21 protein-coding genes are annotated in these 25,764 nt (G+C 67.9%); 8 read left to right on the top strand and 13 right to left on the bottom strand.

The window, feature by feature from the left end:
- The 3 genes from VFE28_16750 to msrA form a co-directional block, all read right to left on the bottom strand.
- The coding region (locus VFE28_16750) for a DEAD/DEAH box helicase (GenBank protein HZM17646.1) at nucleotides 1–1,347 on the bottom strand (1,347 nt) is incomplete at its 3' end.
- Between the two features lie 92 nt (nucleotides 1,348–1,439).
- Nucleotides 1,440–2,945, bottom strand: coding sequence for an amino acid permease (locus tag VFE28_16745; GenBank protein ID HZM17645.1), 1,506 nt, complete (start codon nucleotides 2,943–2,945; stop codon nucleotides 1,440–1,442).
- A gap of 92 nt (nucleotides 2,946–3,037) precedes the next feature.
- Nucleotides 3,038–3,673, bottom strand: coding sequence for a peptide-methionine (S)-S-oxide reductase MsrA (gene msrA, locus VFE28_16740; GenBank protein ID HZM17644.1), 636 nt, complete (start codon nucleotides 3,671–3,673; stop codon nucleotides 3,038–3,040).
- A gap of 207 nt (nucleotides 3,674–3,880) precedes the next feature.
- Here msrA and VFE28_16735 point away from each other — a divergent pair, with 207 nt between their 5' ends.
- Nucleotides 3,881–4,534 carry a cytochrome c oxidase subunit 3 gene (locus VFE28_16735; GenBank protein ID HZM17643.1) on the top strand — a complete coding sequence of 218 codons (654 nt, stop codon included), beginning with the start codon at nucleotides 3,881–3,883 and terminating at the stop codon, nucleotides 4,532–4,534.
- 16 nt (nucleotides 4,535–4,550) lie between these two features.
- The gene (locus tag VFE28_16730) at nucleotides 4,551–5,300 is read left to right on the top strand and encodes a hypothetical protein (GenBank protein ID HZM17642.1); all 750 of its coding nucleotides are present in this window, start codon (nucleotides 4,551–4,553) and stop codon (nucleotides 5,298–5,300) included.
- Here the strand turns inward: VFE28_16730 and VFE28_16725 are convergent.
- Nucleotides 5,237–7,180, bottom strand: coding sequence for a hypothetical protein (locus VFE28_16725; protein HZM17641.1), 1,944 nt, complete (start codon nucleotides 7,178–7,180; stop codon nucleotides 5,237–5,239). The genes VFE28_16730 and VFE28_16725 overlap by 64 nt on opposite strands.
- 60 nt (nucleotides 7,181–7,240) lie before the next feature.
- A complete protein-coding gene (locus VFE28_16720; protein ID HZM17640.1) occupies nucleotides 7,241–9,529 on the bottom strand; it encodes a hypothetical protein in 2,289 nt (762 codons plus the stop codon).
- A gap of 297 nt (nucleotides 9,530–9,826) precedes the next feature.
- On the opposite strand from VFE28_16720, the gene VFE28_16715 reads away from it, so the two are divergent.
- The 4 genes from VFE28_16715 (at nucleotide 9,827) to VFE28_16700 (ending at nucleotide 12,967) form a co-directional block, all read left to right on the top strand.
- A complete protein-coding gene (locus tag VFE28_16715) occupies nucleotides 9,827–11,005 on the top strand; it encodes a phospholipase D-like domain-containing protein (protein ID HZM17639.1) in 1,179 nt (392 codons plus the stop codon).
- A 152-nt stretch (nucleotides 11,006–11,157) separates the two neighbouring features.
- Nucleotides 11,158–11,703 carry a DinB family protein gene (locus tag VFE28_16710; GenBank protein HZM17638.1) on the top strand — a complete coding sequence of 182 codons (546 nt, stop codon included), beginning with the start codon at nucleotides 11,158–11,160 and terminating at the stop codon, nucleotides 11,701–11,703.
- A gap of 274 nt (nucleotides 11,704–11,977) precedes the next feature.
- Complete coding sequence (locus VFE28_16705; protein HZM17637.1) at nucleotides 11,978–12,478, top strand: hypothetical protein; 501 nt, start codon at nucleotides 11,978–11,980, stop codon at nucleotides 12,476–12,478.
- Nucleotides 12,479–12,625: 147 nt separating this feature from the next.
- Nucleotides 12,626–12,967, top strand: coding sequence for a hypothetical protein (locus VFE28_16700; protein ID HZM17636.1), 342 nt, complete (start codon nucleotides 12,626–12,628; stop codon nucleotides 12,965–12,967).
- Between the two features lie 10 nt (nucleotides 12,968–12,977).
- On the opposite strand, the gene VFE28_16695 is transcribed toward VFE28_16700, so the two are convergent.
- The 3 genes from VFE28_16695 to VFE28_16685 all read right to left on the bottom strand — a co-directional run bounded on the left by VFE28_16695 (nucleotide 12,978) and on the right by VFE28_16685 (nucleotide 16,648).
- A complete protein-coding gene (locus tag VFE28_16695) occupies nucleotides 12,978–14,120 on the bottom strand; it encodes a hypothetical protein (GenBank protein HZM17635.1) in 1,143 nt (380 codons plus the stop codon).
- An 11-nt stretch (nucleotides 14,121–14,131) separates the two neighbouring features.
- On the bottom strand, nucleotides 14,132–16,234 hold the full coding sequence (locus VFE28_16690) for an oligopeptide transporter, OPT family (GenBank protein HZM17634.1): 2,103 nt from the start codon (nucleotides 16,232–16,234) through the stop codon (nucleotides 14,132–14,134).
- Nucleotides 16,235–16,312: 78 nt separating this feature from the next.
- Complete coding sequence (locus tag VFE28_16685; GenBank protein ID HZM17633.1) at nucleotides 16,313–16,648, bottom strand: RNA-binding protein; 336 nt, start codon at nucleotides 16,646–16,648, stop codon at nucleotides 16,313–16,315.
- Nucleotides 16,649–17,021: 373 nt separating this feature from the next.
- On the opposite strand from VFE28_16685, the gene VFE28_16680 reads away from it, so the two are divergent.
- Nucleotides 17,022–17,654, top strand: a complete 633-nt coding sequence (locus VFE28_16680; protein HZM17632.1) for a hypothetical protein — start codon at nucleotides 17,022–17,024, stop codon at nucleotides 17,652–17,654.
- Nucleotides 17,655–17,758: 104 nt separating this feature from the next.
- Here VFE28_16680 and VFE28_16675 read toward each other — a convergent pair whose 3' ends face one another.
- From VFE28_16675 to VFE28_16660, 4 genes are all read right to left on the bottom strand, one after another.
- Nucleotides 17,759–18,406 (bottom strand): BMC domain-containing protein, encoded by a 648-nt coding sequence (locus VFE28_16675; protein HZM17631.1) that lies wholly within the window; start codon nucleotides 18,404–18,406, stop codon nucleotides 17,759–17,761.
- Nucleotides 18,407–18,588: 182 nt separating this feature from the next.
- Nucleotides 18,589–19,449 carry a zinc metalloprotease HtpX gene (htpX, locus tag VFE28_16670; GenBank protein ID HZM17630.1) on the bottom strand — a complete coding sequence of 287 codons (861 nt, stop codon included), beginning with the start codon at nucleotides 19,447–19,449 and terminating at the stop codon, nucleotides 18,589–18,591.
- A 214-nt stretch (nucleotides 19,450–19,663) separates the two neighbouring features.
- Complete coding sequence (locus tag VFE28_16665; GenBank protein ID HZM17629.1) at nucleotides 19,664–20,143, bottom strand: hypothetical protein; 480 nt, start codon at nucleotides 20,141–20,143, stop codon at nucleotides 19,664–19,666.
- 170 nt (nucleotides 20,144–20,313) lie between these two features.
- Entirely contained in the window at nucleotides 20,314–22,152 is a 1,839-nt protein-coding gene (locus VFE28_16660; protein HZM17628.1) for a tetratricopeptide repeat protein, read from the bottom strand.
- 157 nt (nucleotides 22,153–22,309) lie between these two features.
- Between VFE28_16660 and VFE28_16655 the strand changes: the two genes are divergently transcribed.
- Complete coding sequence (locus tag VFE28_16655) at nucleotides 22,310–23,989, top strand: peptidase (GenBank protein HZM17627.1); 1,680 nt, start codon at nucleotides 22,310–22,312, stop codon at nucleotides 23,987–23,989.
- Between the two features lie 82 nt (nucleotides 23,990–24,071).
- On the opposite strand, the gene VFE28_16650 is transcribed toward VFE28_16655, so the two are convergent.
- On the bottom strand, nucleotides 24,072–25,764 hold a 1,693-nt coding region (locus VFE28_16650), incomplete at its 5' end, for a T9SS type A sorting domain-containing protein (GenBank protein ID HZM17626.1).

The raw sequence follows: 25,764 nt of genomic DNA, 5'->3' as shown, positions 1-25,764 counted from the left end.
GAGATGACGGTACGGGTGGGCACGGCGGACGAGAGCGAAGAGATCGTCTTCGCGCCACTCCTCGCACGCCACCGCGGCCACGATCTGCTGCGCCAGGATGTCGAGCGGTTGCGCCGGAATCGAAAGTCTGTCGAGCTCGGTGCGGTGCACGGCGTCGAGCAGCGCGGCGCATTCCACCAGCTCGTCCCGGCTGAGCGGGAAGAGCCGCCCCTTGGGCAGGCGGCCGAGGCCGTGGCCGGCGCGCCCCACGCGCTGCAGGAGCGCCGCGATCGAGCGTGTCGAGCCCAGCTGGCAGACGAGATCCACGTCGCCGATGTCGATGCCGAGCTCGAGCGACGAGGTGGCGACGAGCGCCCGCAGCTGGCCGCGCTTCAAGCGGTCTTCCGCCTGCAGCCGGTGCTCGCGGGAGAGGCTGCCGTGGTGCGAGGTCACGTTCTCCGGGCCGATGCGGTCGCTCAAGTGGCGGGTGACGCGCTCGGCCATGCGACGCGTGTTGACGAAGACGAGCGTCGTGCGGTGCTCGGACACCAGGGCCGCCAGACGATCGTAGATTTCCTCCCAGACTTCGCCGGACATCACCGCTTCCAGGGGGGAAGCGGGGATCTCGACGGCGAGGTCGAGCCTGCGGGCGTGCCCGACGTCGACGATCGTGCAGTCCGGCGAGCCCTCCGCACTCGACGCGCCGGTGCTCGTGTTCCCCACCAGGAACCTCGCCACCGCCTCGATGGGCCGCTGTGTCGCCGAGAGACCGATGCGGACGAGCCTTCTTCCAGCCAGCGCTTCCAGGCGTTCGAGGCTGAGGGCGAGATGGGAACCGCGCTTGTTGCCGACGAGGGCGTGGATCTCGTCGACGATGACGGTGCGTGTCGTCTGCAGCATCCTGCGTCCGCGCTCGCTGGTGAGCAGGATGTAGAGCGATTCGGGCGTGGTGACGACGAGGTGCGGTGGGCGCTTCACCATGGCGGCGCGCTCCGCTTGCGGCGTGTCCCCAGTACGGAGGAAGACGCGGATCTCGGGCGCCGCCTGACCGCTCTCTTCGAGTGCGGCCCGGATCCCTCTCAGGGGTTCCTGCAGGTTGCGCTGGATGTCGTTGCTGAGAGCCTTGAGCGGCGAGACGTAAACCACCTGCGTCTCGTCGGGGAGCGGCCCCTCCTGTCCTTGGCGCACCAGGGAGTCGATGGCAGCGAGGAAGGCGGCGAGCGTCTTCCCGGAACCCGTGGGGGCGGCGACCAGCGTGTGGCGTCCCGCCTGGATGGAGGCCCAGGCCTTGGGCTGAGGCTCCGTGGGTGCGGCGAAGGTCCGCTCGAACCAGGCCGAAACGGCGGGATGGAAGCCTGGGAGACTCATGCTCTGAGTAGAGCACACTTCGCGGTCGAGAGGAACGCCCACGGCCCTGCGTGACCGCGCCACAGAGAGGAGTCTTCGACAACCGGTTCCCGTCAGCGTCCTTTGTCGCCTTCTCTGGCGCGCAGCCCGCTCTTGCGGATGCCATAGCCGAGGTAGACGACGAGACCCACTACGAGCCACAGCCCGAAGCGAACCCAGGTGATCCACGGTAGGCCGGTGGCGAGGTAGATGCAGGACGCGATGCCCATGAGCGGGACCCAGGGGACGAACGGGGTGCGGAAGCCGCGCGGGCGGTGCGGCTCGCGCCAGCGCAGCACGAGGACACCGGCGCAGACGAGCATGAAGGCGAAGAGCGTGCCGATGTTCGTCAAGTCCACCATCTCATCGATGCTCGTGAACATGGCGGTGACCCCGACGGCGACACCGGTCAGGATGGTGGCCACGTGGGGCGTACGGAAGCGCGGGTGCACGCGCGCGAACTTCTGGGGCAGGAGGCCATCACGCGCCATGGAGAAGAAGATGCGCGGCTGTCCGAGCTGGAAGACGAGAAGGACGGCGGTGTGCGCGATCACCGAGCCGAAGGCGACGATGCCAATGGCGACATTCTTCATCTTCTCGATGTGGGCGTAGTCGAGCGCCATGGTGAGCGGCTCCGCCTGCTGCGTGGCGCGCATGCCGACCAGGTCCCGGTAGGGGATGATGCCGGTGAACACCGCCGCGACGACGATGTAGACGAGCGTGCAGACGATGAGCGAGCCGATGATCCCGATCGGTAGATCGCGCTTCGGATTACGCGTTTCCTCGGCGACCGTGGTGACGGCGTCGAAGCCGATGTAAGCGAAGAAGACGACCGCGGCGCCGGCCTGGATCCCGGCCCAGCCGCCAGGGGCGAACGGGCTCCAGTTCTCGGGACGCACGTAGCGGGCGCCGACGGCGATGAAAAAGCCGAGCACCAGGAGCTTGATGCCCACCATGACGGCATTGAAGCGCGCGCTCTCGCGGATTCCGATCACGAGAACGACGGTGACGAGCGCCACGATGAGCACGGCCGGCAGGCTGAAGACGATGGGGACGCCGAACAGGTGTGGGGCGCGCTCGAACAGACCCGGGATCTTCGCCGCGGTGCGGAAATCGGTGGAGAGCCAGTCCGGAATGTGGATGCCGAAGCCGGCGACGAAGGTCTTGAAGTAGTTCGCCCAGCTGATGGCGACGGCGACGTTCCCGACTGCGTATTCGATGATGAGATCCCAGCCGATGATCCAGGCCACCAGCTCGCCGAGCGTCGCGTAGGAGTACGTGTACGCACTGCCCGAGATCGGCACCATGGCGGCGAACTCGGCGTAGCAGAGTGCCGCGAAGCCGCAGCCGATGGCGGTGAGGACGAAGGAGAGGATGAGCGCCGGGCCCGCGCCGGGGCGCGCCGCGTCACCGGCGGCGGCGGTGCCGATGGTGGCGAAGATGCCGGCACCGATGATGCCGCCGATGCCGAGCAGCACCAGATCGACCGGCCCGAGCGCGCGCCGCAGCCGCCGTTCCGGCGCTTCGCCTTCCTCCAGGATCGCATCCAGGCTCTTGGTGGCGAAGAGTCGGCGCAGCACGCGCATCCTTCCGGCATGGTGCCCGAATCCTGGCGCGGGTCGACCCGGCCACGAAAACCTCGGGACTTGCACCCCGGCCGCTTCCCCGGCGGCTAGCTGCGCCCGTGCCTCCCTGGAGCGCCCCAGAGCTGCTGCAATCTGCGGTCGCGCCCGCAGCCTTCACGGTAGCTCTCGTAGCGCTCGGGATCCTTCTTGTAGAAGTCCTGGTGGTAGGCCTCGGCAGGATAGAACACCGCAGCCGGGACGATCTCGGTGACGATCCTGCCCTTGAAGCGTTGTGGAGTGGTTTCGATCTTGTGCTTGGAGTCCTCGGCGAGCTGCTTCTGCGTCGCGTCCTGGTAGAAGACGGCGGAGCGATATTGGTGTCCGTGGTCGCAGAACTGCCCCTCGGCCTGCGTCGGGTCGATGTTGTGCCAGAAGAGCTCGAGCAGCTGGGAGTAGGAGACCTTCTTCGGGTCGTAGACGACCTGCACGCTCTCGGCGTGTCCGGTCTTGCCGGCCGAGACCTCCTCGTAGGTCGGGTCCTTCTCGAAACCGCCGGTGTAACCGGAAGTGACCGAGACGACGCCCGGGAGACCTTCGAAGGCCGTTTCCGCGCACCAGAAGCAACCCATGGCGAAGGTCGCCTTCTCGGTCGCTGGAGCTTCCTGGGTGCGTGCGGCTCCGACCAGCCCAAAGAGGAGAGAGAGGGTCGCGATGGCGGCGGGAAGCACACGTCCGTTCTTCATGCTGCCTCCTTGGAGGCGTCAGAGTAGAGGCCGGGCCAGCGACGGTCAAGGCGCCGTTGCTTGGCCGCGCGCCTTTGGCGGACGCCGCAGCGAGCGGCCGGTAAGACAAGCACGCTTTACGCCGCGCATGGACAATGCGGCCACTCGTGATACTCTCCTCGCAGCTCTCATCGACCGGTGTGGCGCCCCCACCCAGAGAAGGTATGTATGAGAGATCCCGCGACGCTGTTGGATCCACCGGACCTCCGTCTGCCCCCCCATGGACCTGGGCGCGGCGGCGGCCGCGGCGGCAATGGTGGTGGCGACTCCGAACGGCACAAGCGGGGGGACTCGTCGACCATGGTGTTCGGCGTCTGGCTGGCGCTCGTTCCCATCCTGGTTCTCTTCCTCACCTTGGCGGTCGCTTACCTGTTGCGGCAACGCGGCCCGAGCAGCACGCTCGCGACGCCGCTTCCCCGCTTGCTCTGGTTCAACACGGTGCTCTTGCTCGGCAGCAGCCTCGTCCTCGAGCGCGGCCGCGCCGTGCTCCGCCAGCAGGGCGACCCGCAGCGCTGGACCATGGTCAGCTTCGTCATGGGTTCGCTCTTCGTCCTGGGTCAGGCCGTGGCCTGGGTGCTCTGGTGGCAGCGTGGCATGCGCCCGGAAACCACGGTGCACAGTGCCTTCTTCTACATCCTCACGGGGACGCACGCGGTGCACGTGCTCGGGGGGCTGCTCTTCCTGGGATCGGCGGCGTTCTGGCCCCATCGCCGTCTCCTCGGCATGGGGCCCGCATTGTTCGCGCGCCTCACCGCCATCTACTGGCACTTCCTCGCCGTTCTCTGGATCGGTTTGCTCCTCATTCTCGAGCTCGCCACCTAGGAGCCCCGACATTCCCATGCGCATCGTGCGGTTGCGCCGCCGGGCCCGCATCGTCGACGGCCAGGACATCCTGAGCGAGGTCCTCGATCACCCGGGACCGACGGACACGATGTTCGACGTGCTGGCCGCGTGCATCGCCGCTCTCGCTTCGGGCCCGCGCGTCGTCGTCCTCGGTTTCGCTGGCGGGGGCGTCGTCGCACCGCTCCGCGCCATGGGCTTCGGCACCCCGCTCACCGCCGTGGACCTGTCACTCCGCGGCGAGCGCCTCTTCCGCGAGCTCTCCGGCAGCTGGGTGGGTCGCGTCGACGTGATCCGGTCCGACGCGGCCTCGTGGCTGATACGCCGCCGCACACGCTACGACCTCATCCTGGAAGATCTCTCAGTGCCCTCGACCGACGAAGCCGTGAAGCCCGTGATCAGCCTCGACACGCTGCCGGAGCTCATGCAGCAGCGCCTGCGCCCCCGGGGCATCGCGGTCACCAATGTCCTGCCGGTGCCGGGTTCGCCGTGGCGACCTGTGCTCGAACATCTGGCGGCGCCGTTCCAGCGGGCGCACGTCGTGCACCTCGACGACTACGTCAATCGCATCCTGTTGGCAGGGGCGCTGCCAGCCGCCGCCGCGGTGTCGCGCGCGCTCCGCGAGGCTCTGGCACGGATCGGCTCGCTGCAGGCAGGCAGGCTTTCGGTGCGTGAGCTCGAGCCTCAGGCCACACCGTCGACCTCGCGCGCACGCGCTCGGGCCCGTTCCACCAAGTCCCGTGGATAGCCGCTCCGCTCCAGCCAACGCAGCGCATTGTGCGCCGTGCTGATTCCTTCCTGGACCCGGTAGGGAAAGACGAGGCTGTCGCCGCGAATCTCCTCGCCGAAGTGCAGGGCCACGATGCCGTCCGTACCCGGGGCGCCGGCGAGCCGCGCCAGCTCCTGCTCGTGCGTCGCCAGGAGGAAGAGCCCACCCCGCGCTGCCAGCCAGCGCGCCACCTCGAGGCTCGCCGCCAGGCGTTCGCTCGAGTTCGTACCCCGGAACAGCTCGTCGAAGAGACCGAGCACGTGGACGTCGCTCGCCGCGGCGGCGAGGATGCGCTGCACGCGCTCGACCTCCACGAGGAAATAGCTCTTACCGTCGGCGAGGGAGTCGCGAACGTTGATGTTGGCCACGAGTCGGAGCGGCGTGCTGCGCCAGGTCGCCGCCCGCACCGAGGCACCGATCTGCGCCAGCACGGCGTTCAGCGCCACCATGCGGAGAAAAGTGGACTTCCCTGCCATGTTGCTGCCGGTGACGACGGCCACACGGGCGGACCCGCCCAGGTGGAGATCGTTCGGCACCGCGTGCCCGAGCAGCGGGTGGGCCCCGGCCCCGATCGCGAGGAGCGGCTCGGCCGCAGCCACGAGCTCGGGAACGCAGAGCCCGTCCCGCTCGGCCTGATGCAGCGCGAGTGCCACCAGACTCTCGAGATCGCAGAAGGCCTCGACGACCCGTTCCAGCGCCCGCGGGTCGCGCCGCCACTGCGACTCGAGCGCCAGCAACCACTGGAGCTCCCAGGCGAAGAGCAGCTCGATGATCCCGTAGAGGAACCCCAGGTCGCGCAGGTGCAAGAGCCGAACGAGCCGGAGTGTGCGGGGGAGGCAGGCTCCGGGCGCGGCGGCCTGCGTGAAAACGTCGCGCTGGGCTCGAAGGACGGCGCTGCGTGGCTCGTGCGCCGCAAGCACCTGGGCCACCTCCTGCGTCACGCGCAACAGTGGCTCCAGCTCGAGCCACGCCTCACGCACCGGCCCCACGCGACGCCGGAGCGGCCAGGCGATGGCGAAGAGGACCATGAAGGCGAGACCGGCGAGGGGCAGGAGGACGCGGAAGGCGATGCCGACGCCGATGAAAACCGCCACCGCCACGGCGAAGGCAGCAAGGGCGACACGCGCGCGGCCGCCGGGCAGCACCGCCGTCCGCGCCAGGAAGGCGGGCATGCGCTCGAGGCGGAGGCTCCGACCAGCGAAGGCAGCGAGCATCAAGGCATCGCGCTCCGCCGTGTGGGCGGCGAGCTCCGCCACCGTTTCCTGGCGGGCGCGGATCGCGCCGGTCTCCAGCAGCGGTGTGCGCACGAGAAGGCGCAGGCGTCGAGCTCCGAGACTGGTTTGCGTCGTGTTGAGCAGTGTGAAGAGCGACGGCGGCTCGCCGTCGATGCCGAGGTCGTCCGCCGCCCAGGGATCGAGGGCGTGCATCGCGCCCTCGTTGACGACGGTGGCACGACCTGCGTCCAGGGCAGAGAGCGGCTCCGCTGGCAGCAGCGCTGCGACGCCGGGTCCATGCCCACCCTGCAAGCGCGCCAGGCATTCCAGGGCCAGGAGCCTCCGCCGGCGGGCGCGTTCCTCCCGTGTCCGCACCCGAGTGTGCAGGAGCACGAGCGCCGCGAATAGCAGCGCGAGGGGCAGCATGCCGAGGGCGCCCCACAGGAGCGAGACGCGCACGGTCTGCACGAAGGCCACGGTGAAGAGCACGAACACCGCAAGACGCGCGGCGCCGAGCCAGAACGAGCGACGGTGCCAGCGGGCTTCTTCCTGCTGCTGCGCCACTGCCTGGGCGGAGCGCTCCTGCCCAAGTGCTGCGAGCCTCTCCGCGGCGCGTACCGCGGTGTCGTGCGGGGCGGACACCATGGGGGGATTCTAAGCGGCAACCTGTCGGGCGGCCCAGCACGAACCGGGCGCCCCATCGTGTCAGGGGACGCCGGTTCCGACACCGAAGTGGTGGATCAGGACATACCGCGCCAGGTCGACGTGGGACTCGGTCGTCAGGGCGAAGATCTCGAATCCGGACATGGCCCGGCTGTAGCGCGCCTCGCCTGGCCAGGACTTGGCCATGACGAAGACGGGCTGGCGGTCCGCGGTGTCGGGGTAGCCGAACCCCGTCACTTCGTTCTGCGGCAGCCCGCTCACGTAGGAGTACAGGGTGAAGGAGATGCCCGGCAGCGGCACGAGCGGATCCCTCTGCGTGATCATGGCGCGCGGCATGTTGTAGATCTCGACGTTCGCCCGCGCCGAAGTTCCCGCCACCTGGGTCCACAAAGGCCCCAAGCCGAGGCTCGGGGCCCCGGCAGCGTCGGCCGCATCGCCGGGTGCGAGCCCCTTGCAGAACTGTGCGAGGCCGAGACGCTTGCTGTCGATGGCCGAGCCCACGTCGAACATCTCGATCCCCATGGCATAGAGCAAGCTCGTGGTGCCCACCGAATCGATCCCCAGCGGATGCGCCTCGAGCGGGTCGTCCCAGTTGGTCACGTTCACTGGGTCGAACTCGTGGCCGCGAATGCGCTCGTTGGGCCACAGCGTCCGGGCGGCCCGGAAACCATTGATCCAGAGCCTGCCACCGTTCGCCAGGTAGACGTTGACGTAGTTGTAGGATTTGGCGCTGTTCTGATTGCGCGTCGGCAGCGGGTCGACGAACTGCGCCACCGTGCGCAAGGCCGACTGCCCGCGCTGGTTACTGCGGACGCTCCACACCACCGCCCGGTAGTCGAAGATCTTCTGGATGGGCGGCGGCTCGCGGCGATTGTCCGCCACAGAGAAGACGTCGGCGTTCAGGTCGAAATCGAAGTGGCCCTCGCCGGCGAGACGGCTCAGCACCTCGACCCAGTGTTCGTCCTCGACCCTCTCGGTGGTGACGTCCGTGAGGTAATCCGTGTCGTCCACCCAGAGAACCGGGCGGGCCCGCGTCACCGGATGCACGGGCAGCTCGTAGATGGCCTGGGCTACGGAGTGGGCGTTGTCCTGCACCTGCACGTAGAAGCGGTGCGTCCCGTCGTTGAACGAGCGCTCCGGCGCCGACGTCGTGGTGCGGCTCCAGCTCGACCATTCGGCGTCGTCATCCACGTCGCGGATATCCCAACCGTAACGGTAGCCGATGATCTCCCCACCGTAATGTTTCGTATCTGCGACCCAGCGGAACCGCAGCGGCTGTCCGGCGGCGACGTCGATGCGAATCGGGCGGGAGCCACCGACGAAAGTCTGCGTCCCCAGGTACTCGTCGCGCACGCGCAGCAGCGGTCCGATGCTGCCGGTCACGCGCACGAGGGCCGTGTTGTTCTTCCCGGGTGTGGACCAGTCGAACACGGGAGTGGCGGCGCCGGCCTCGTCCAGGGCCTGCACGGTGAAGATGTAGTAGCCCGCACCGGGAGCGTCGCCGATGCGGACGAGACTGGAGACGACCGTGTGCCGGCCGAGACTGTCGGCCGCATCCCAGCGCTGCCAGGGGCTCCATTGGAACCGCGTCGGTAGGGAGTAGAGCGATTCGGGGAAGCTCGCATAGCTCGTTCCGGGTCGCGACAGATCCAGCTTCGAGGGCAGGACGACCCAGCGCGACGCCACGGGGGCAATGCTGGTGAAGTCGTCGAGGGGATCCTCCCCGTCCCAGCGGAAGACGATCACCGGCGGGCCGGAGAATTCTTGTCCGGCCACGACGGGGCGGCGCAAACGTACGATCGGGGCGATGTTCTTGGAGTTGAAGGTGCGGTAGTCCGGCGTCGGGTCCGCGGACCCTTCGTTGTCCACGGCGCGGATGAAGAAGGTGTGCCAGCGCTCGAAGGGGGTGCGGCGGACATCGTCCTCGCGCTCATGCGGGCCGGGCACTGGGGGCCGGCGCAGCGTGTCCGCCAGGGTGGCGAACACGGAGTCCGTTTGCGACGTTCCCATCCAGCGCGGATCTTCCGGGGTAGGCACCTCGACCACGACACGGGTCGGATCCCCATCGTCCGGCGTGCCGTCGACGTGACTCCGCGCCATGGGATGATCCACCATGATGAAATCGTAATGATCGATGGTCCCATCCCGATCCGTGCCGGACCAGTGGAACTCCACATGGTAGCTGTTCACGGAAGTGGAATCGGGCGGGCCGCTGGAGAGCACGGTCTCGGGGGCGGCATTGGGGTGGCGGCGTTCCATCCCCAGCTCGTTGTCGCCGCAGCCCGCGAGAGCGAGCAGGGCGACAGCGCACCCCAGAGTCCGTCGTTTCATGGCGCCCTTCTCCGGGAACGCGACCGCATTGGGGGGGGGACGCGTCGAGAAGTCGTGCTCGCCGTTGCATCGACGAGAATAGCACGCTAGGCTCCGAGACTCGAAGTGAGTGCTTTGCCTCTGGGCGCGGTCGCGACCGTAAAGCGCGTGGCGTCCAGGCGCCTGACACGAGGTCACAACGAGGGTGGCGTGAGCATGGTCCGTCGACCCGGACGCACCGCGAGGGCGCGCCGCGTGACCCGGTGCCGCAGGCACTCGCGGCCTCACCCAGGACGCCAGCGCTTCCGGACGCCGGCGGTGGCGCTGGGCCTCCTACTCTGCCCTCACCTCCTCGGGGCTGCCGAGCCGGCATTGCAGCTGGTCGAGAGCTTCCCGGTCGAAACCTCCCTCGACAACCCCGACGTCCCGGATGCACACGCGGTCTGGACGGCGATGCTCGGAGGGGCGCGCCAAAGCCTCGATTTCGCCGAGTTCTACGCCAGCAACGAACCGGGAACCCGCCTCGAGCCCATCGTCGCCGCCATCGAGGCCGCCGCGGCTCGGGGTGTGCACGTACGCTTCCTCGCCGAGGAGAAGTTCTACCGCACCTACCCCGAGACGCTGGACCGCCTGGGTCGGAAGCGCGGCATCGAGGTGCGGCGCTTCGAGGTCGGAAAGCTCATGGGGGGAGTGCTGCACGCCAAGTACTTCGTCGTCGATGGCGAGGAAGCGTTCATCGGCAGCCAAAACTTCGATTGGCGCTCTCTCACGCACATTCAGGAGCTCGGCATGCGCATCCGCGTGCCCAGCGTCGTCTGGGCTCTGCTCGACGTCTACGAGTCGGACTGGGCTCAGGCCGGGGGCAAACCCCCGCCCGCGAGCCGCCCGCAGGAGGCCGCCTTCCCCACCACGGTCGTGCAGGACGGCGACACGCTGCGTCTCACACCCGTCTTCAGCCCCCGCGGCTACCTGCCCGACCCGAATCTCTGGGATCTACCGCGCCTCGTGGAGCTGATCGCGGCGGCGCGGCGGACCGTCCGCGTCCAGCTCCTCACTTACCGCAGCGTGGATCGCGACAGCACCTACTTCGGTGACCTCGAAACGGCGCTCCGCGCCGCTGCTGCCCGTGGTGTGCAGGTGCAGCTCCTGCTCTCCGATTGGTGCAAGCGCCGCGGCACGATCGAGGGCTTGCAGAGCCTGCAAAGCCTGCCCCATTTCGACGTCAAGCTCGTCACCATTCCGCCGGCGGCTGCGGGCTTCATCCCCTTCGCCCGGGTCATCCACGCCAAGTACCTGGTGGTGGACGGCAGCGCCTTCTGGCTCGGCACGAGCAACTGGGAAAAGGACTATTTCTACAGCAGCCGCAACGTGGGGCTCATCGTCGAGGGTGGCATGGCGCGCCGTCTCGACCGCTTCTTCGCCGACAACTGGAACAGTCCCTACGCCTACGATGTCGACCCCTGCGCCACGTACGAGCCCCCACGGATCGGGCCATGACGCTTGCCTGCGTGCAGAGGTTGCGTGGCGGCGGCTGCGCCGCGCTCCTTGAAGACCCGCAAGCCTTGCGCGGTCCTATCGCATGCAGCCAAGGCGTGCTAGGCTTGGAACTCCGCCGCTCATCGTAACCCGTCAAGCCAGGAGGAATCCGCGTGTCCGTGTTCACCAATCCTGCCGGGAGGGCTGCTGACGCAGCCGCAAAGTACACCCAGGCTCTCCTCGAGCTGCTGGGTGAGCGTGATCCGCTCGCCGTGTTGCGGGAGCTACCCGTGGCGTTGCGCGCTGCCATCGACGGCCTGAGCGCCGCCGAACTGGCACGACCGGAGGTGCCAGGCAAGTGGTCGATCCAGCACGTGGTCGATCATTTGACCGATCAGGAAACGGTCGCCGCCTACCGCTGGCGCTCGGTCATCGCCGAGGACGAACCGGAGCTGCGCGGCTACGACCAGGATCGCTGGGCGGCCCGACTGCGCTATGGCGCGGCGCCGGCCGCGACGGTGCTCGCCGAGCTCGAGACACTCCGGCGCCGCAATCTCCGGCTCCTCGAGGCGCTCGACGACGCCGAGTTCGAGCGTGTGGGACAACACACCGAGCGCGGCCCGGAAAGCGTCCTCCGTATCATGCAGCTCACCGCCGGTCATGACCTGGTGCACCGGCGTCAGATCGCCCGCATCCTGAAAGCGCTGGGGAAGGCATAGTTTTCTTGCCGGAGGACCAGAGCACGGCCGCGGAATCCGCGCGTTGAAAAACTTCGTCCGCTCTGTGAACCTACGGAGGACGAGCGTTCAGTAGACCTACTGAGTCCAACGTGATCTGCCAAGAAAGCGCGTGCGATCGCGGAAGGTTCTTGCTCGTCTGCTCGTGGTTCCACTATTCTCCTGTCGCTTGTTCCATTCTGATCGAATCACGACGATCGGTGCGCAGAACGCCCCGTGAAGCGTGGCGTTCGTATTCCGGGAAAGGAGCATCCACATGCGCCGACCCTTCCCCTTGCTCCTTCTGCTGACTCTCTCGGCAATCCTCGTTGGTTGTCGCGAGGTCGGTCCTTCCAACCCTGAAGCCAGCGTGCAGGCGGTGATCATGCCGCAGACCGCCGCGCCTCCCCATGCCCACTTCGCGGCGGCGGTGGCGACGCGGATGCAGATGCTCGGCAACATCCAAGCACCCAAAGGGACGACCTACCAGTTGACCGCTCCCGCCGCCGGCGAGCCGGTGCCGATTCCGGGCGGTCTCATCCCGGGCCTCGCCCACGTGTGGGCTCCCGGGCCTCCCGAGGTCGGCTTCCAGGGGGTCGATGTCGAACCCAACACGATCACGAACTTCAACGGCTTCACCGCCATCGCCTTCCTGCTCGGGCCGGCTACCGGGAGCGACGGGGAGACCTACGACCAGTTCCACGACATGCGGGTCATGCGTGGCACCTTCGTCGACTCCGAAGGCAGGCACCAGCACGGCACCTTCGTCTTCATATGAATTGATCTCTTCGAGCCCGGTACGGGCTTCACAGTACAAGCGCACGACTACAATGCCGACATCGCACCTTCGGGCCTGTTCTGGACGATTCGCGTCCCCGACGAAACCCTCACCCTGGACGAAGCGACGGGCACCGCGCACGTCGCGATGACGAACGTCCCTCTCGTCGACAGCTTCCAGTTCCTGGGCGGCAACGAAGTGCCCGGAGTGGCGAGCTTCGACATGACCTGGACGCCGACCGGCGCTCCCCGGACGCTCCGGCCCGCCTCCAGCGATCCCCTCGATCCGAGGAATTTGGCCGGGCAATTCAAGGACGCCCTCGCCACCGGCACTTTCTCGGCGAGCTCCGTCACCGAATTCGGCAGCACCACTCCCTTCTCCTTCACGGCGTTCGCCTCTTCCGAATTCGCCTGGGGAGAGATGGGCAACGAGCAGAACGGCTCGTTCCTCAACCCCCACCGTGGAGGTCGAGGTGGCGCGAACCCCTGAGAGTCCGGTGTTAGGGCTTCTGCGCCAGCGTGTAGGTGCCGAAGAGGTCGATCGCGAGGTCCATGTCGGCGTCCCAGCCCAGGGTCTTGCCGAGCTGGCGGGCCATGGCCGTGTCGTCGGCGTCGAAGGCGAGGATGCGGAATCCCGCCGCTTCGAACGCCGCTTGGGCGAAGGGTGAGCGCCCGTCGGACCAGGGCTTGTACGGTTCGTCGGGCTTGGAGGGCGCCGGACTCAGGTTGTAGATCATGAAGTAGCCCCCTGGCACGAGGAGGGCGTGCACGGCACGAAGGTAGGTGGCATCGTCCACTTCCAAGTGCACCAAGAAACGAGGCTCGACTTCGCGCTCTGGATGCACGTAGCCGCGCTTGAGCGTGTTCTTCGAGATGAAGAGCGTGTAACCGCGGCCGACGCGCGACACGAGAGCACTGTCGGAAGGAAAGGAGCCGAAGAGCAGGCGCAAGTGGCCCGGGCTGCCGGAGCCTGAAGCACCTGGCGCAGCCTCGGAGGCCGCAATGCCGCCCGGTGCGCCAGAGCCGGCCTTGCCCCCCAAGGCGCCAGGCTCTGGAGCACGGGCGTGCGGGATGACGCCGGTGTCGCCGGCCTCGGCGTAAAGCTTTTCCAGCAGCCGGTCCACCTCGACACCCGTGACCTCGGCCCCCAGGCTCGCGAGCAAGCGCAGCTGGCCGATGGAGCCGAAGCCGAAATCCAGCAACCGGCGTCCGTCGACGCCCGCGAGCCCCGCTTGTCCCACCAGATCGAGGGCGCGGACAAAAGCGAGAGGCGTGCCGTACTTCGTGTAGTAATAGAAGTGTTCGTCCAGCTCCCGCCGCTCGTAGCCCTCCAAGGCTTCCTTGCTGCGACCTTCGGCTTCCGCGACGCTGAGGGCATCACGCGTCGTACGGTTGTAATAGACATTGCGCCCCGCCGGCACGGCAGGCAGAGCGGGAACGGCGGCGAGGAACGCCTTCCCGAGCGGGCTCTGCACCAGCGGGGCGAGGTGCACCGCCTCGTCCCGCAGCAGGTCGAGGACCGGGGGCTTCGCTGCGGGCGGCGATTCCTGGGCGTGGATCTCGCCGGCTGCTGACAGCAGCGCGGTTGCGACCACCAGGAGGGTAGAGCTCGCCGCCCCACCCCAGCGCGGGAACGCCTGCATCGCCCTCCCCTTCATGCCTTCTCTCGATACGAATCCCAGAAGACCCAGGATGCAAGGGCGAGAAAAGCGACGAGGCCGATCCAGTGGCCCCAGGCCGAGAGCCAGGCGCCGAAGGCGCCGGCCTGGGTGAGGTCGGGTACCATGGTCACCTGCGCCGAGTCCTCGATGAAGCGCAGCAGGGCCGCGAGCACACCCACGAGGGCCCCCCCGGCGATGAAGCCGCTCGCCACCAGCGTGCCCTTGTCGTGGCGCACCTTGGCGAGGGCTTCGTCCTTCGACGAACGCCGCAGCAGCCAGGCGACGGCGGCGCCGAGCACGAGGGGGGAGTTGAGCTCCATGGGCAGGTACATGCCGAGACCGAAGGCGAGAGCGGAGATACCGCACATCTCGCTCACCACGGCGAAGACGGCGCCAGCACCGTAGAAGAACCAGGGGGCCTCGCCGGTGCCCATGACACCGCGCAGCACCGCCGCCATGGCGTTCGGCTGCGGCGCCGGCAGCGGGTGCGGATGCTCCGGCCCGGGAGCAAAGCCGTAGACCCGCGCCATGAGCAGGATCACTGCCGTGGTCGCCGCAGAAGCCAGCAACGAACCCACCAGGTTGCCGACCTCGATGCGCCGCGGCGTCGCCCCCAGCCAGTAACCGAGCTTGTACTGCGTCACCAGCGATCCACTCATGGAGAGCGCGGTGCAGACCACGCCACCGATGAGCAGCACCTGCAGCATGCCGCTCGGCCCCGAAAGCCCCAGGGACGACAGCACCACGGCGGTGATGATGAGCGTGGTCAGCGTCATCCCCGAGATCGGCGTGATCGAGATCATGGCAATGGCCCAGGCCGACACCGCCGCGAAGAGGAAGGAGATCACCAACGTGAGGAGCGTCGAGACCGCCGCGAGGCCCGCGGCTCCCGGGGTTCCGGTCAGCACGGAGAAGCGGAAGTAGAGGAAGATGAGCAGCCCGGTGCCGGCGATGCCGAGCAGGTTCACGGTCATGGGCAAGGCACGCTCGGTGCGCACCGCCTGCGCCTCGCCGCCGCGGCCGCGGAGCAGGCGCGCCACCTCTCCCAGGGCCTGCCGCGTCGCCTGCACGATCACCGGCGAGAGCTTGAGGATCGAGAGGAGCCCGGCGGCGAAGATGCCGCCGATGCCGATGGGCCGCACGTACTGGAAGAAGATGTCGTCCGGGGGCATGGAAGCCAGGGGCGCGTGCCCTGCGACGATGGGGCCGGGAATCCACTGGCCCAAATAGGCAAAGAGCGGCACGAGAACGAAGAACGACACCATGGAACCGGCCATGATGATGGCGGCGTAGTCGAGGCCCATGATGTAGCCGAGGCCGAGCACGGCCGCCGAGGTGTTCATGGTGAACACGGCCTTGAAGCGGTTCGTGAAGGCGGCGAGCGACCCCATGGCGGCGGTGGAAAAATTCTCCGCCCAGGCGTGCATCGAAGGGCCGACGAAGTCGAACACCGCTGCCACCAGGGCGGCATAGGAGAGCACGAAGGCGCTCCTGCCGCCGCGCTTGCCGGCGACGAGGATTTCCACCGTCGCCCGCCCTTCGGGGAAGGGCAGCTTGCCGTGCAGGTCGCGGACGAAGTAGCGCCGGAACGGCGCCAGGAAGAAGACGCCGAGGATGGCACCCAGAAACGGTACGAGGAAGATTTGGAAGAAAGACGAGCGGCCCTCGAGACCGAGGATGTAGATCGCCGGCATGGTGAAGACGGAACCGCCGGCGACGATCCCCGAAGTGGCGCCGAGAGCGAGGATGTTGACGTTCTCCAGCAGCGTCGAGCCGCGGGCATGCAGGAAGCGCACGGCGAGGACGGAGAAGCCGACGGCGAGGATGGAGATGGGGATGGCCGATTCGATGCCTTGGCCGAGCTTGAGAGCGATGTAGGTCGCCGCCGCCGAGAACACCACGGACCAGACCAAGCCCTGAACGATGGAGCGCGCCGTCACCTCGCGGACGTGGACCGCCGCCGGCACCACGGGCTCGTAGAGCTCGCCGGGGCGCAAGGGGCGGAAGGCGTTCTCCGGCAAGCGGACGTCCTCGGGCAGTCCGGGCGCCGGGATCCCGTCAGGCGATCCGGACTGTCTCGGCTCGCCGCTCGTCACGCGACCTCCAAGAGAATGCCCCGCGTCTTACGACGCGGGGCCTCTCGTGTTCGACTCCCGTCTGTGGGCGTCGGACTCCTACCAGCGCTCGCGGCGTTCGCGGCCGCCGCCGCCGAATCCGCCACGACCGCCGCCGCCGCCGCCGCCACCACCACCTCCACCGCGCGGGCCACGCTCCTGGGCTTCGTTCACGCGTAGATCACGGCCCTTCAACTCGTAACCGTTGAGCGCTTCGATCGCTGCCGCCGCCGCGTCGTCGTCGATTTCCACGAATCCGAACCCGCGCGGCCGGCCCGTCTCGCGATCGTTGATCAGTGCCACCGAGTGCACGGTCCCATGCCTCGAAAACAGTTCCATGATCTCGGCTTCCGTGGCACTGAAGGGCAGGTTGCCCACATACAGCTTCTTCACGATCTCTTCTCCCAGTACCGGTTGCACCGGTACATCATGACGAGCGCGAAGCTCCCGGCCGATCCGGAAAAAAGCCCCGGCGCTCCTTCCGAGGGAACCCGTCACAGACGAGGTCCGACCCCTCGACTGTCGAGGGACCGGCAGGATAGCACGGTCTCCAGCGGCCCGGAAGCCCGCTGCACGGGGCTGCCCCGCCGGGGTGAGCCCTCCAGGCCGCAGCCCCGGCTCGGGTGCCCCGAGGGCCTGCAATCTTTGCTCTCGTTCTCCCCGCAGGCCGGCCCTAGCATCCTTGTTGCAAGGGAGGAGATCGGACCCCCTGATGCGTCTCCATCGTGGTGCTGTGCTCCCGAGGGTTCTTTGCTGGGGAGGGAAGATCGTGTCGAAGAAACACTTTTGCATCGCCGCCATGATGCTCGTGGGACAGGCCGGGGCTGCTCTGGCGCAGACGCCTGGCGTGGGGGTCGAGATCGAGCCCTACATCGGAGCCTATGTCCCCTTTTCCGATGTGTTCGGCGGCAGCGTCGGCGGGACCCAGGTGACGGCCACCCAGAAGGAAGGCTTCGCACTCGGCGGGCGCATCCTCTTCAAGCTCGGCGGCGCCATGGGCATCGAGGGCAACTTCCTCTACGCGCTCAGCGACCAGGAGCGGGAGACCTCGGCGGGCACCACGACGGAAGATGCGTATGCTTGGACCGCGGATGCGCGCCTCCACCTCATGCTGCTGCCGCTCGGCGGCGCCAGCATTCACGCCACCGGTGGTGTGGCCGCGATCGGTCACGGCGGCGACGGTTGGGAACAGGTGGTCGACGGCGACACGGATGTGGCCGGCGTCCTGGGCGCGGGCCTCAAATTCGGCCTCGGTCCGCTGAAGCTGCGCGGCGATGCCGACTTCTATCTCTATTCGGTGAAGGTCACCGTGGATATACCTTCGTCTCCAACGGACACCGAGCTGGAGAGCGAAGTGCAGACGGACATGGTGCTCTCGGCCGGCCTGGTGCTCTCTTACTAGAAAAGCCGTCCCGGAGCTTGCGTGCCGTCGGTACCTTCCATGGCTGTCCGACCGGCGGTGCTGGCTGACCTTCTGACCCACGAGCCGCGCACGGCGGCACTGCCTCACGCCGTGCGCGGCACCTCGTGCTCGCGACCCGAGAGGCCCTCGATGGCGTGGGCCGCAGCTTCCATGGCGGAATCGATGTGCGACTCGACGCCGGCCATCATCAAGCGGCCGAAGGCGCCGTAGGGCTGCACGTGCACGAGCTTCACCGTGGCGGCCTTCTCCGCCTCGTTGGCGGCGTAGACCACATAGGCGGCGGGCACGGTCTCGAGGATGAGGAGCGATTCTCCCGGGATGATCATGGAGCCTTCGCGGTTGCGGTTGATCACCTGGGCATGCATCGGTTCGATGGCGCGGATGACCTGGCGCGAGATCACGGCGGGCTTGAGCCGGTCCGCTTCGTTCATCTCGAGGAAGCCCAGCACCGCGCGCCCCGCCTGCCGCACTTCCCCCTGATCGCGATCGTGCAGCTCCAGGATGCCGAAGGCGCGCTCCACCACCTGGTTCGCCGGCTGCACCCGCGTCGCCTTGAGGCAGATGTCGGTGATCTGGTTGATGGCGATGCCCGGGGCGATCTCGATCCAGAGCGACGCCATGTCCTTGACCGGCGGGAAGCCGCGGCCGCTCACGCCCAGGAGGGCGGCGAGCTGAGGCTGCAGGCTGTCGAGGAATACATAGGTTCGCAGCGTGATGCCATCGCGCGCCAAGCGGGACTCCCGTCACGGCAGCTTTGAGCGGCGGGCGCGCAACCGGCGCCGGCGCCAGCAGTGGCCCTGCGGCAGCAGCCCACGCGACCGCCGTCGCTTCGCCTCCTCGAGCCCGAGCAGGGTATCAGAAGGTGGCTAGCGACCCCAGAGCTCTTTCCCCGCCGCCGGCTCTCATGGCCGCTTCACGCGGCGCGCTGCCCCATCTCCACCGCGAGGCGCTCGAGTCTGGCGATGCGATCCGCGGTGCTGGGGTGGGTGGAGAAGAGGCCTGCCATGGCCCGGCCGCGCAGCGGGTTGACGATGAACTGATGGGCCGTCGCCTCGTTGGCTTGACGCATGGGCACGGCGTTCGTGCCGCGCTCCAGCTTGGCGAGCGCCGAGGCGAGCGACATCGGCTTGCCGCAGAGCGTGGCACCGGAGCGGTCGGCGGCGAACTCTCGGGTGCGCGAGATGGCCAGCTGCACCACCACTGCCGCGATCGGCGCCAGGACGGCGACGAGCAGCAGCGCGAGGGGATTGCCGTTGCGCTCGCGGTCCCTGCCGCCCATCATGGCGCCCCACATCGCGGCCCGGGAAAGCATGGTGATGGCACCGGCCACGGTGGCCACGACGCTGCTGATCAGGATGTCACGGTTGCGCACGTGACCCAGCTCGTGGGCGATGACCCCCTCCAGCTCGTCGCTGCTCAACAGGCGGACGATGCCTTCGGTGACGGCCACGACGGCGTGCTGGGGACTGCGTCCGGTAGCGAATGCATTGGGGGAATCGCTGGGGATCATGTACAGCCGCGGCATCGGGATCCCGCTGCGGTCGGCGAGCCGCCGCACCGTGGCGTAGAGCTGCGGCGCTTGCGCCTCGCTCACCGGCTGGGCCCGGTACATGGCGAGCACCATCTTGTCCGAGAACCAGTAGGCGAAGAAGTTCATCACCCCGGCGATGACGAGGAACATCCAAGCCCCCCGGGGCCCGGCCAGGGCGTCGCCGATCCAGACAAGCAGCAGGGTGAGGACGGTGAGCAGAAAAGTCGTTTTGAACAGATTCATGGGCTCCTCTCGGGCGAGGCCGCCAGGGGGGCCTGGGCGTGCTGGGTCGAGTCCTTCGTTGCCGGCTGCTGCCCTGCCCATCGACCCCAGAGGCGCGCCAGTGGCGGCTCCCCGGCCCGTGAGTATTGGGCCCAGGGTGGGGCGGGTCAAGGATGGCCCCGTGACCCGCAACCCCGACAAGAACTTAAGTGTTTATTTTACTGTAGATTAGCCTCTAATCCGAGGCGTACTCGCCGGTCGAATAGTCGTCGAAGGCGGCTGTGAGGCCGAATGCGTACCCCGACTGGAGGGGCTCCTTCAGCTCGTCGAACTGTTCGTCCGCTACCTGCCCGTTGGCAAGAAGCCTCCAGCTCAGTCTGTCGCCCACTTTGGGTTCGACCGCCGTGAAGTCGACGTAGCCGCCTACGCCACGAGGGACGTCGATCGTCCAGCTATGCGTCCCGGGCTCGACCACCTCGACCGCGTCCATGCTCTTGCTATCGTCCTCATTGCCGCTGAAGGACATGGAGAACCGCGCCGCGCAGGTGGTCTGCACCTCGATGGTCACCTTGCCGCCGCCACCGCCGAAGACCGTCGCCGGGATCTTGTCCACTTGCGTCGAGTTCGAATCGCCGCCGCGGAACGACCACCAAGCCAGGGTCACCAGGACCCCCAGCACGGTCATGACCGCCCGCCTCGCCAGCCCGTTCCACATTGCCCGCCTCCTTGCATCCCGGGCGCGGGCCGAGGACCACCCCGGCCGACTCGTCGCCCGCCAGACGAACTCTGGACCCCAGGCGCGCGCGGCCACTGGTGCTTCGGCCCCTCGCCTGTAGATCGTCCGTTTGGGGAATGTGGTTCCTGCAACCTGGATGCCACGCCCGCTCAGGGCGAAGCTTGCTCGAGGGTACGAATCCGCGCTTCCACACCGCTGGCAGAGAACTCGATCTTCTCGCCCCGCAATGTCCGAGTCTTGATCGCGTCGAGGGCGCGCCGGTAGGCCTGCAGCGCCGGGCCACGCTGACCCAGATGCTCCAGACTGCTGGCAGCGAAAAGCTGCGCTCCCAGATGCTGCGGATCGCTCCGGAGCACCGTCTGGCACTCGGCGAGCGCCTCCGCATGCCGGTTCAGCTTCCCCAGCACCCTGGCCAGGCTGTAGTGCACTTGCAGGTCCTTGGGGTCGTATTGCAGGAGAAGTCGCAGGTTGGTCTCTGCCTCGGCAAACTTCTCCTGCTCGAAGAGGATCTCCACCAGGTTGCGCCGCGCCCAGGGTGCGGCAGGGTACATCTGTAGCGCCGCCTCGAAGTGGCGCCGCGCCTCGTCACGCCGGTCCTGCAGCATGAGCGCGTTGCCCATGTTGTAGTGCACGCGATAAGTGCCCCTCCCGGCGCGCAAGGCTGCAGCCCACAACGTCTCCTCACTGCGCCAGTCGCGGTTGCGTCGCAGTGTGCGCACCGTGCCGGCGAGAAGCAGCGACCCGAGCACCGCGAGGGGCACGAACCGCCGCCGTCCCGGCATGGCTGCGAGCCAGGCGTCGAAGCCCAGGGCCGCGAGCAGGCAGATGCCGAAGGACGGCACCATGAGGTAGCGGTCGGCGACGAAGAAGTGGGTCAGCGGTACGAGGTTCGAGGCAGGGGCGTAGAGAAGCAACGTCCAGGCAAGGCAGAGGAAGACGAGAATCCTGCCGCGCCGCAAAGCCAGGAGCGACAGGGCGACGTACGCAGTGAGCCCGAGCAAGCCAAGGAGCGCGCCCGGCGCGCCGAGCCCGGGCTGGATGGGTGTGTCGTAGTCGGCGGAGAGCCGGAGCGGGAATACGAGGAGGCGGATCACATCGAGGAACGATCGTGCGCTCGTGCCCAGGACCTGGCCATACGAGCGCAGCTTCCCTTCCGTGATCTTGACGATGGAGTCGGGGGTGAAGCGCGCCCAGATCGAGCCGCTGCCTTCCGGCGTGTGCAGCGTCCGATTGAGGAAGACGATGGCGACGAGGCCGAGCAAGAGGAGAGGGGCGAGACGGAGCGCCGCGCGGCGCGCGCTCCCCCGCCGGGGGGCCAATCGCGTCTTCCCGTGGCGCCTGTCGCCGCGGCGCGTCGCGTCCGGGGATGTCCTACGAGGGGCTTCTTCTCGGCGCCACTGCGGTGCCCACCAATCCAGGAGGAAGAGGATGGGCAGGAGCCCGATCAGCGCCACCTCCTTGGAGACGAGCCCCAGGAGAAAGCAGGCCAAGGCGGCCACGCTCACCGCCCTGGAGGGCGGCCCGGTCCAGAGGAGCACGGTGAGGAGCGCGAAGATCAGGGCGAGGACGTCCTTGCGGAAGGCGATGGACGCCACCGCCTCGACGTGCACCGGATGCACGGCGAAAAGTAGACCGCAGAGCAGGGCCACACGGTCCGAGGCGCTGAGGCGCCGCGCCGCGAGCGTCACCAGACCGGTGGCGAGCCCGTACAACAAGAGGTTGGTCACCCGCCGCCCCGGCACCCAGCCGTGCCAGAGCGCCGAGTCGAGCAAGTGGGTAGCGTAGGTGAGCGCTCGACCGAATTCTTCGGAGCCGCCGCTCACGATCTTGTGGGCCAGCTCCAGAGTGCCCTTGTCGTCGTAGGTAAGACCGTTCCCGAGGGTGTTCAGGAAGACGAGGACCGCCACCAGCGCGGGGAGAGCGAGGGTCCAGCGTCGTCGGCGCGGCACGTCTCTGGGGGAGCCCGCCGCTGATCCATCTCGGCTCACGCAGCCTCCTCGCTGGCCGAAACCCCGGCGGCCGAATATACCTCGACGGTCCCCGTTCCCGTGCCGGAAGTCAGTGCAGCGGATTCGCTCGATAGCCTATCCTCGGCACGGCTCTGGCTCGCCATCACGGTCACGCCAGCCGATGTGGAGGACGAGCATGCAGCACCGAGGCACGACCTGGTTGTACGCCGCCTTGGCGGTGGCGGCCTGCGTCGGTTGCAGCAAGAAGGGAAGCGAGATGCCCATCGCACCCGACATCCAAGCGCGGCGGGCGCAGTTCGTGCGCCAGCAGCTCGACGCGCGTCTGGAGCATCTCTCTCCGGGCGACCGCGGCGCTCTGGAGCACCTGATCGACGCCGCCCACGTCATGGACGAGCTCTTCGCCCGCCAGGCCTGGGCGCGGAACCCCGAGTTCGCCGCGCAGGTGGCGGCATTGAAGGGCCCCCAGGCCGCTGCGGCCAAGGACTACTACCGCATCATGGTCGGTCCGTGGGACCGGCTGCGCTCGCGCGAGCCCTTCCTCGGCGACCTCCCCCATCCGCCAGGCGCCGGCTTCTACCCCGAGGACATGAAGAAGGAGGAGTTCGAGGCCTGGATCACCGCCCATCCGGACGACAAGGCGGCCTTTACCAGCCCCACCACGGTGATCCGCCGCGAAGCGGAACGCCTCGTCGCCATCCCGTACAGTCGCGCCTACGCCGAGCTCGTGCAGCGGGCCGCCGGTTCGCTCCGCGCCGCCGCGGAAGCGGCGACGACCCCGACCTTGAAGACGTACCTGGGCTCGCGCGCCGCCGCTTTCCTCTCCGACGACTACTACCAGTCGGACATGGACTGGATGGACCTGGACGGCGACCTCGAGGTCGTCATCGGGCCGTACGAGACCTACGAGGACGAGCTCTTCGGTTACAAGGCGTCCTTCGAGGCCTTTCTTTGCATCGTCGATCCGCAGGACTCGGCGAACCTCGACAAATTCAAGGGCGAGCTGCCCTGGCTCGAACGCAAGCTCCCCATCCCGGACGCGCACAAGAACCTCGACCGGGGTACGGCGTCACCCATCCGCGTCGCCGACGAGATCTTCACCGCCGGCGACTCCCGCGCCGGCATACAAACCATCGCCTTCAACCTGCCCAACGACGAGCGCGTGCGCCAGGCGAAGGGCTCCAAGAAGGTCCTGCTCAAGAACATGATGCGCGCCAAGTTCGACACCATCCTCCTCCCCATCGCGCAGCGCTCCATCCCGGCGGACCGCATGACCGACGTGGACTTCGACACCTACTACCACTTCATCCTCTTCCACGAGCTCTGCCACGGCCTCGGCCCAGGGCGGATCAAGAAGAGCGGCCGCGAGACGGAGGTGCGGCTCGAGCTCAAGGATCTGTACGGCACCCTCGAGGAGGCCAAGGCCGACGTCATGGGCGCCTGGGCGCTGCACCTGCTCGCGGACAAGGGACTGCTGGAGGCTTCCGTGGCGTCCCAGCTGCCGTGGACCTTCGTGCCGGGCCTCCTGCGCTCGGCGCGCTTCGGCATCACCGAGGCCCACGCTCTGGGCGTCATCTGCCAGTTCACCTATCTGATGGAGAAAGGCGCGCTGGTCGAGACCGCGGACGGGCGACTGGCACCGGTCCTCGACCATTGGTTCGAGGCCATCGAGGCGCTCACCCACGACCTCACCATGCTGCAGGCCCTCGGCGATTATGACACCGCCAAAGCCTGGGTGGAGAAGTACGGGAAGGTGCCGCCAGGGATGCAGAAGATCCTGGACTCGCTCGCCGACATCCCGGTGGACGTGGATCCGGTCTACACCGCGGTGCCGACGCAGGTGAGCCAGCAGCGCTAGCAGGCCCCGTTCGTCCACGCGATGTCAGCTTGCGCTGCGTCAGCCCACGCGGCCTCAGCACACGCCGTCAGCGCCTGCGGCGTCAGCGCAGGAAGAGCACGCGCTGCACGAGCCTCTTGCCCGGCGTGTCCAGCCGAATGAAGTAGACACCCCCCGCCGCCGGGCCCCTCTCGGTGTTGCCGTTCCAGGTGATCTGGTGACGGCCCGCGGTGACATTGCCCTGCAGCAGTGTGGCCACATGCCGGCCCTTGACGTCGAGCACGGTGACCCGCACGCCGGCGTCGTGCGGCACGACGAAGGAGACCGGCACCTTTCCCCGCGACGGGTTCGGCGCGATCGCCGGCAGGGCGAACTCCGCTGCCTCCACAGCCGCCGTCGCAGGCGGCGCCATGTCGACGATGTGGAGCTCGGACTCGCTGAGCGCCTCGTCGCTGTCGCTGGAGGCGCCGTGCACCACGACCTTGAAGACGGCATGGTCCGTGGACGGACCGGAGACCGCCCAGCTGGTGACCCCGTTGTTGGGGAGGCAGGTACCGATCGTTTCGAAGGGTCCTTCCGCACCGGCCCGCGAGAGCAAGAGATCGACGCACGCCACGCTGGGGTTGGTGTTGGTGTTGCCGTTGGCGTTGGCGTCACCCGAGGTGGTCCAGGTCACGTCGATCGTCTTGCCGATCGATAGGGAGCCGCCGTCCACCCGGGCTTGCACGGGCCCGACCGAGACAGCCTCGGTGAACTCCGCCGTGGCGGCGCCGCCCTTGCCGCGATTGCGGAAGCTCGCTTGGATGCTGTGATTGGCCCCCACGTTGGTGAAGGTGTAGGTGCTCACGGCGCCCACCGAGACCCCGTCCACCAGGACGTCTTGAATGGTGTGGCCCCCATTGGGAGAGATGATGAAGGCCTGATTGCCGGAGCACGGGACCGAAACCGAGCCGCTCGGGCTGATCGTGCCCCCGTTGCTCGCCGAGGCCATGATCGTGTAGGTGTCGGCGGCGAAGCTCGCCGCGATCGTGTGGCTCGCCGCCACGTTCGTGAACGTGTAGCTGGTCACCGCACCCACCGAAACTCCGTCCACCAGCACGTCGACGATATGGTTACAGGCGTTCGGTGTGATCGTGAATCCTTGCGTTCCGCCGCAGTTCACTGCCACCGCTCCCGAAGGACTGATGCTGCCGCCGGTTCCCGCCGTCGCCGTGATCGTGTACGTGTCGGCGGCGAAGCTCGCCGCGATCGTGTGGCTCGCCGCCACGTTCGTGAACGTGTAGGTCGCCACCGCGCCCACCGAAACTCCGTCCACCAAAACATCGGCGATCCGGTTGCATGCATTCGGCGTGAGCGTGAATCCTTGCGTTCCGCCGCAGTTGACCGCCACCGCTCCCGAAGGAGTGATCGAACCGCCCGCACCCGCAGACGCCGTGATCGTGTACGTGTCGGCGGCGAAGCTCGCCGCGATCGTGTGGCTCGCCGCCACGTTCGTGAAGGTGTAGCTGGTCACCGCACCCACCGAAACTCCGTCCACCAGCACGTCGACGATATGGTCACAGGCGTTCGGCGTGATCGTGAAGCCTTGCGTCCCGCCGCAGTTGACCGCCACCGCTCCCGAAGGGGTGATCGAACCACCCGACCCCGCCGTTGCCGTGATCGTGTAGCTATCGACGGCAAAGCTCGCCGCGATCGTGTGGCTCGCCGTCACGTTCGTGAAGGTGTAGCTCGCCACCGCGCCCACCGAAACTCCGTCCACCAAGACATCGGCGATGTGATGGCAGGTGTCCGGTGTG

The organism is Candidatus Krumholzibacteriia bacterium (assembly GCA_035649275.1).
Classification (GTDB): Bacteria; Krumholzibacteriota; Krumholzibacteriia.
This window is presented reverse-complemented; position numbering and strand designations above follow the sequence as displayed.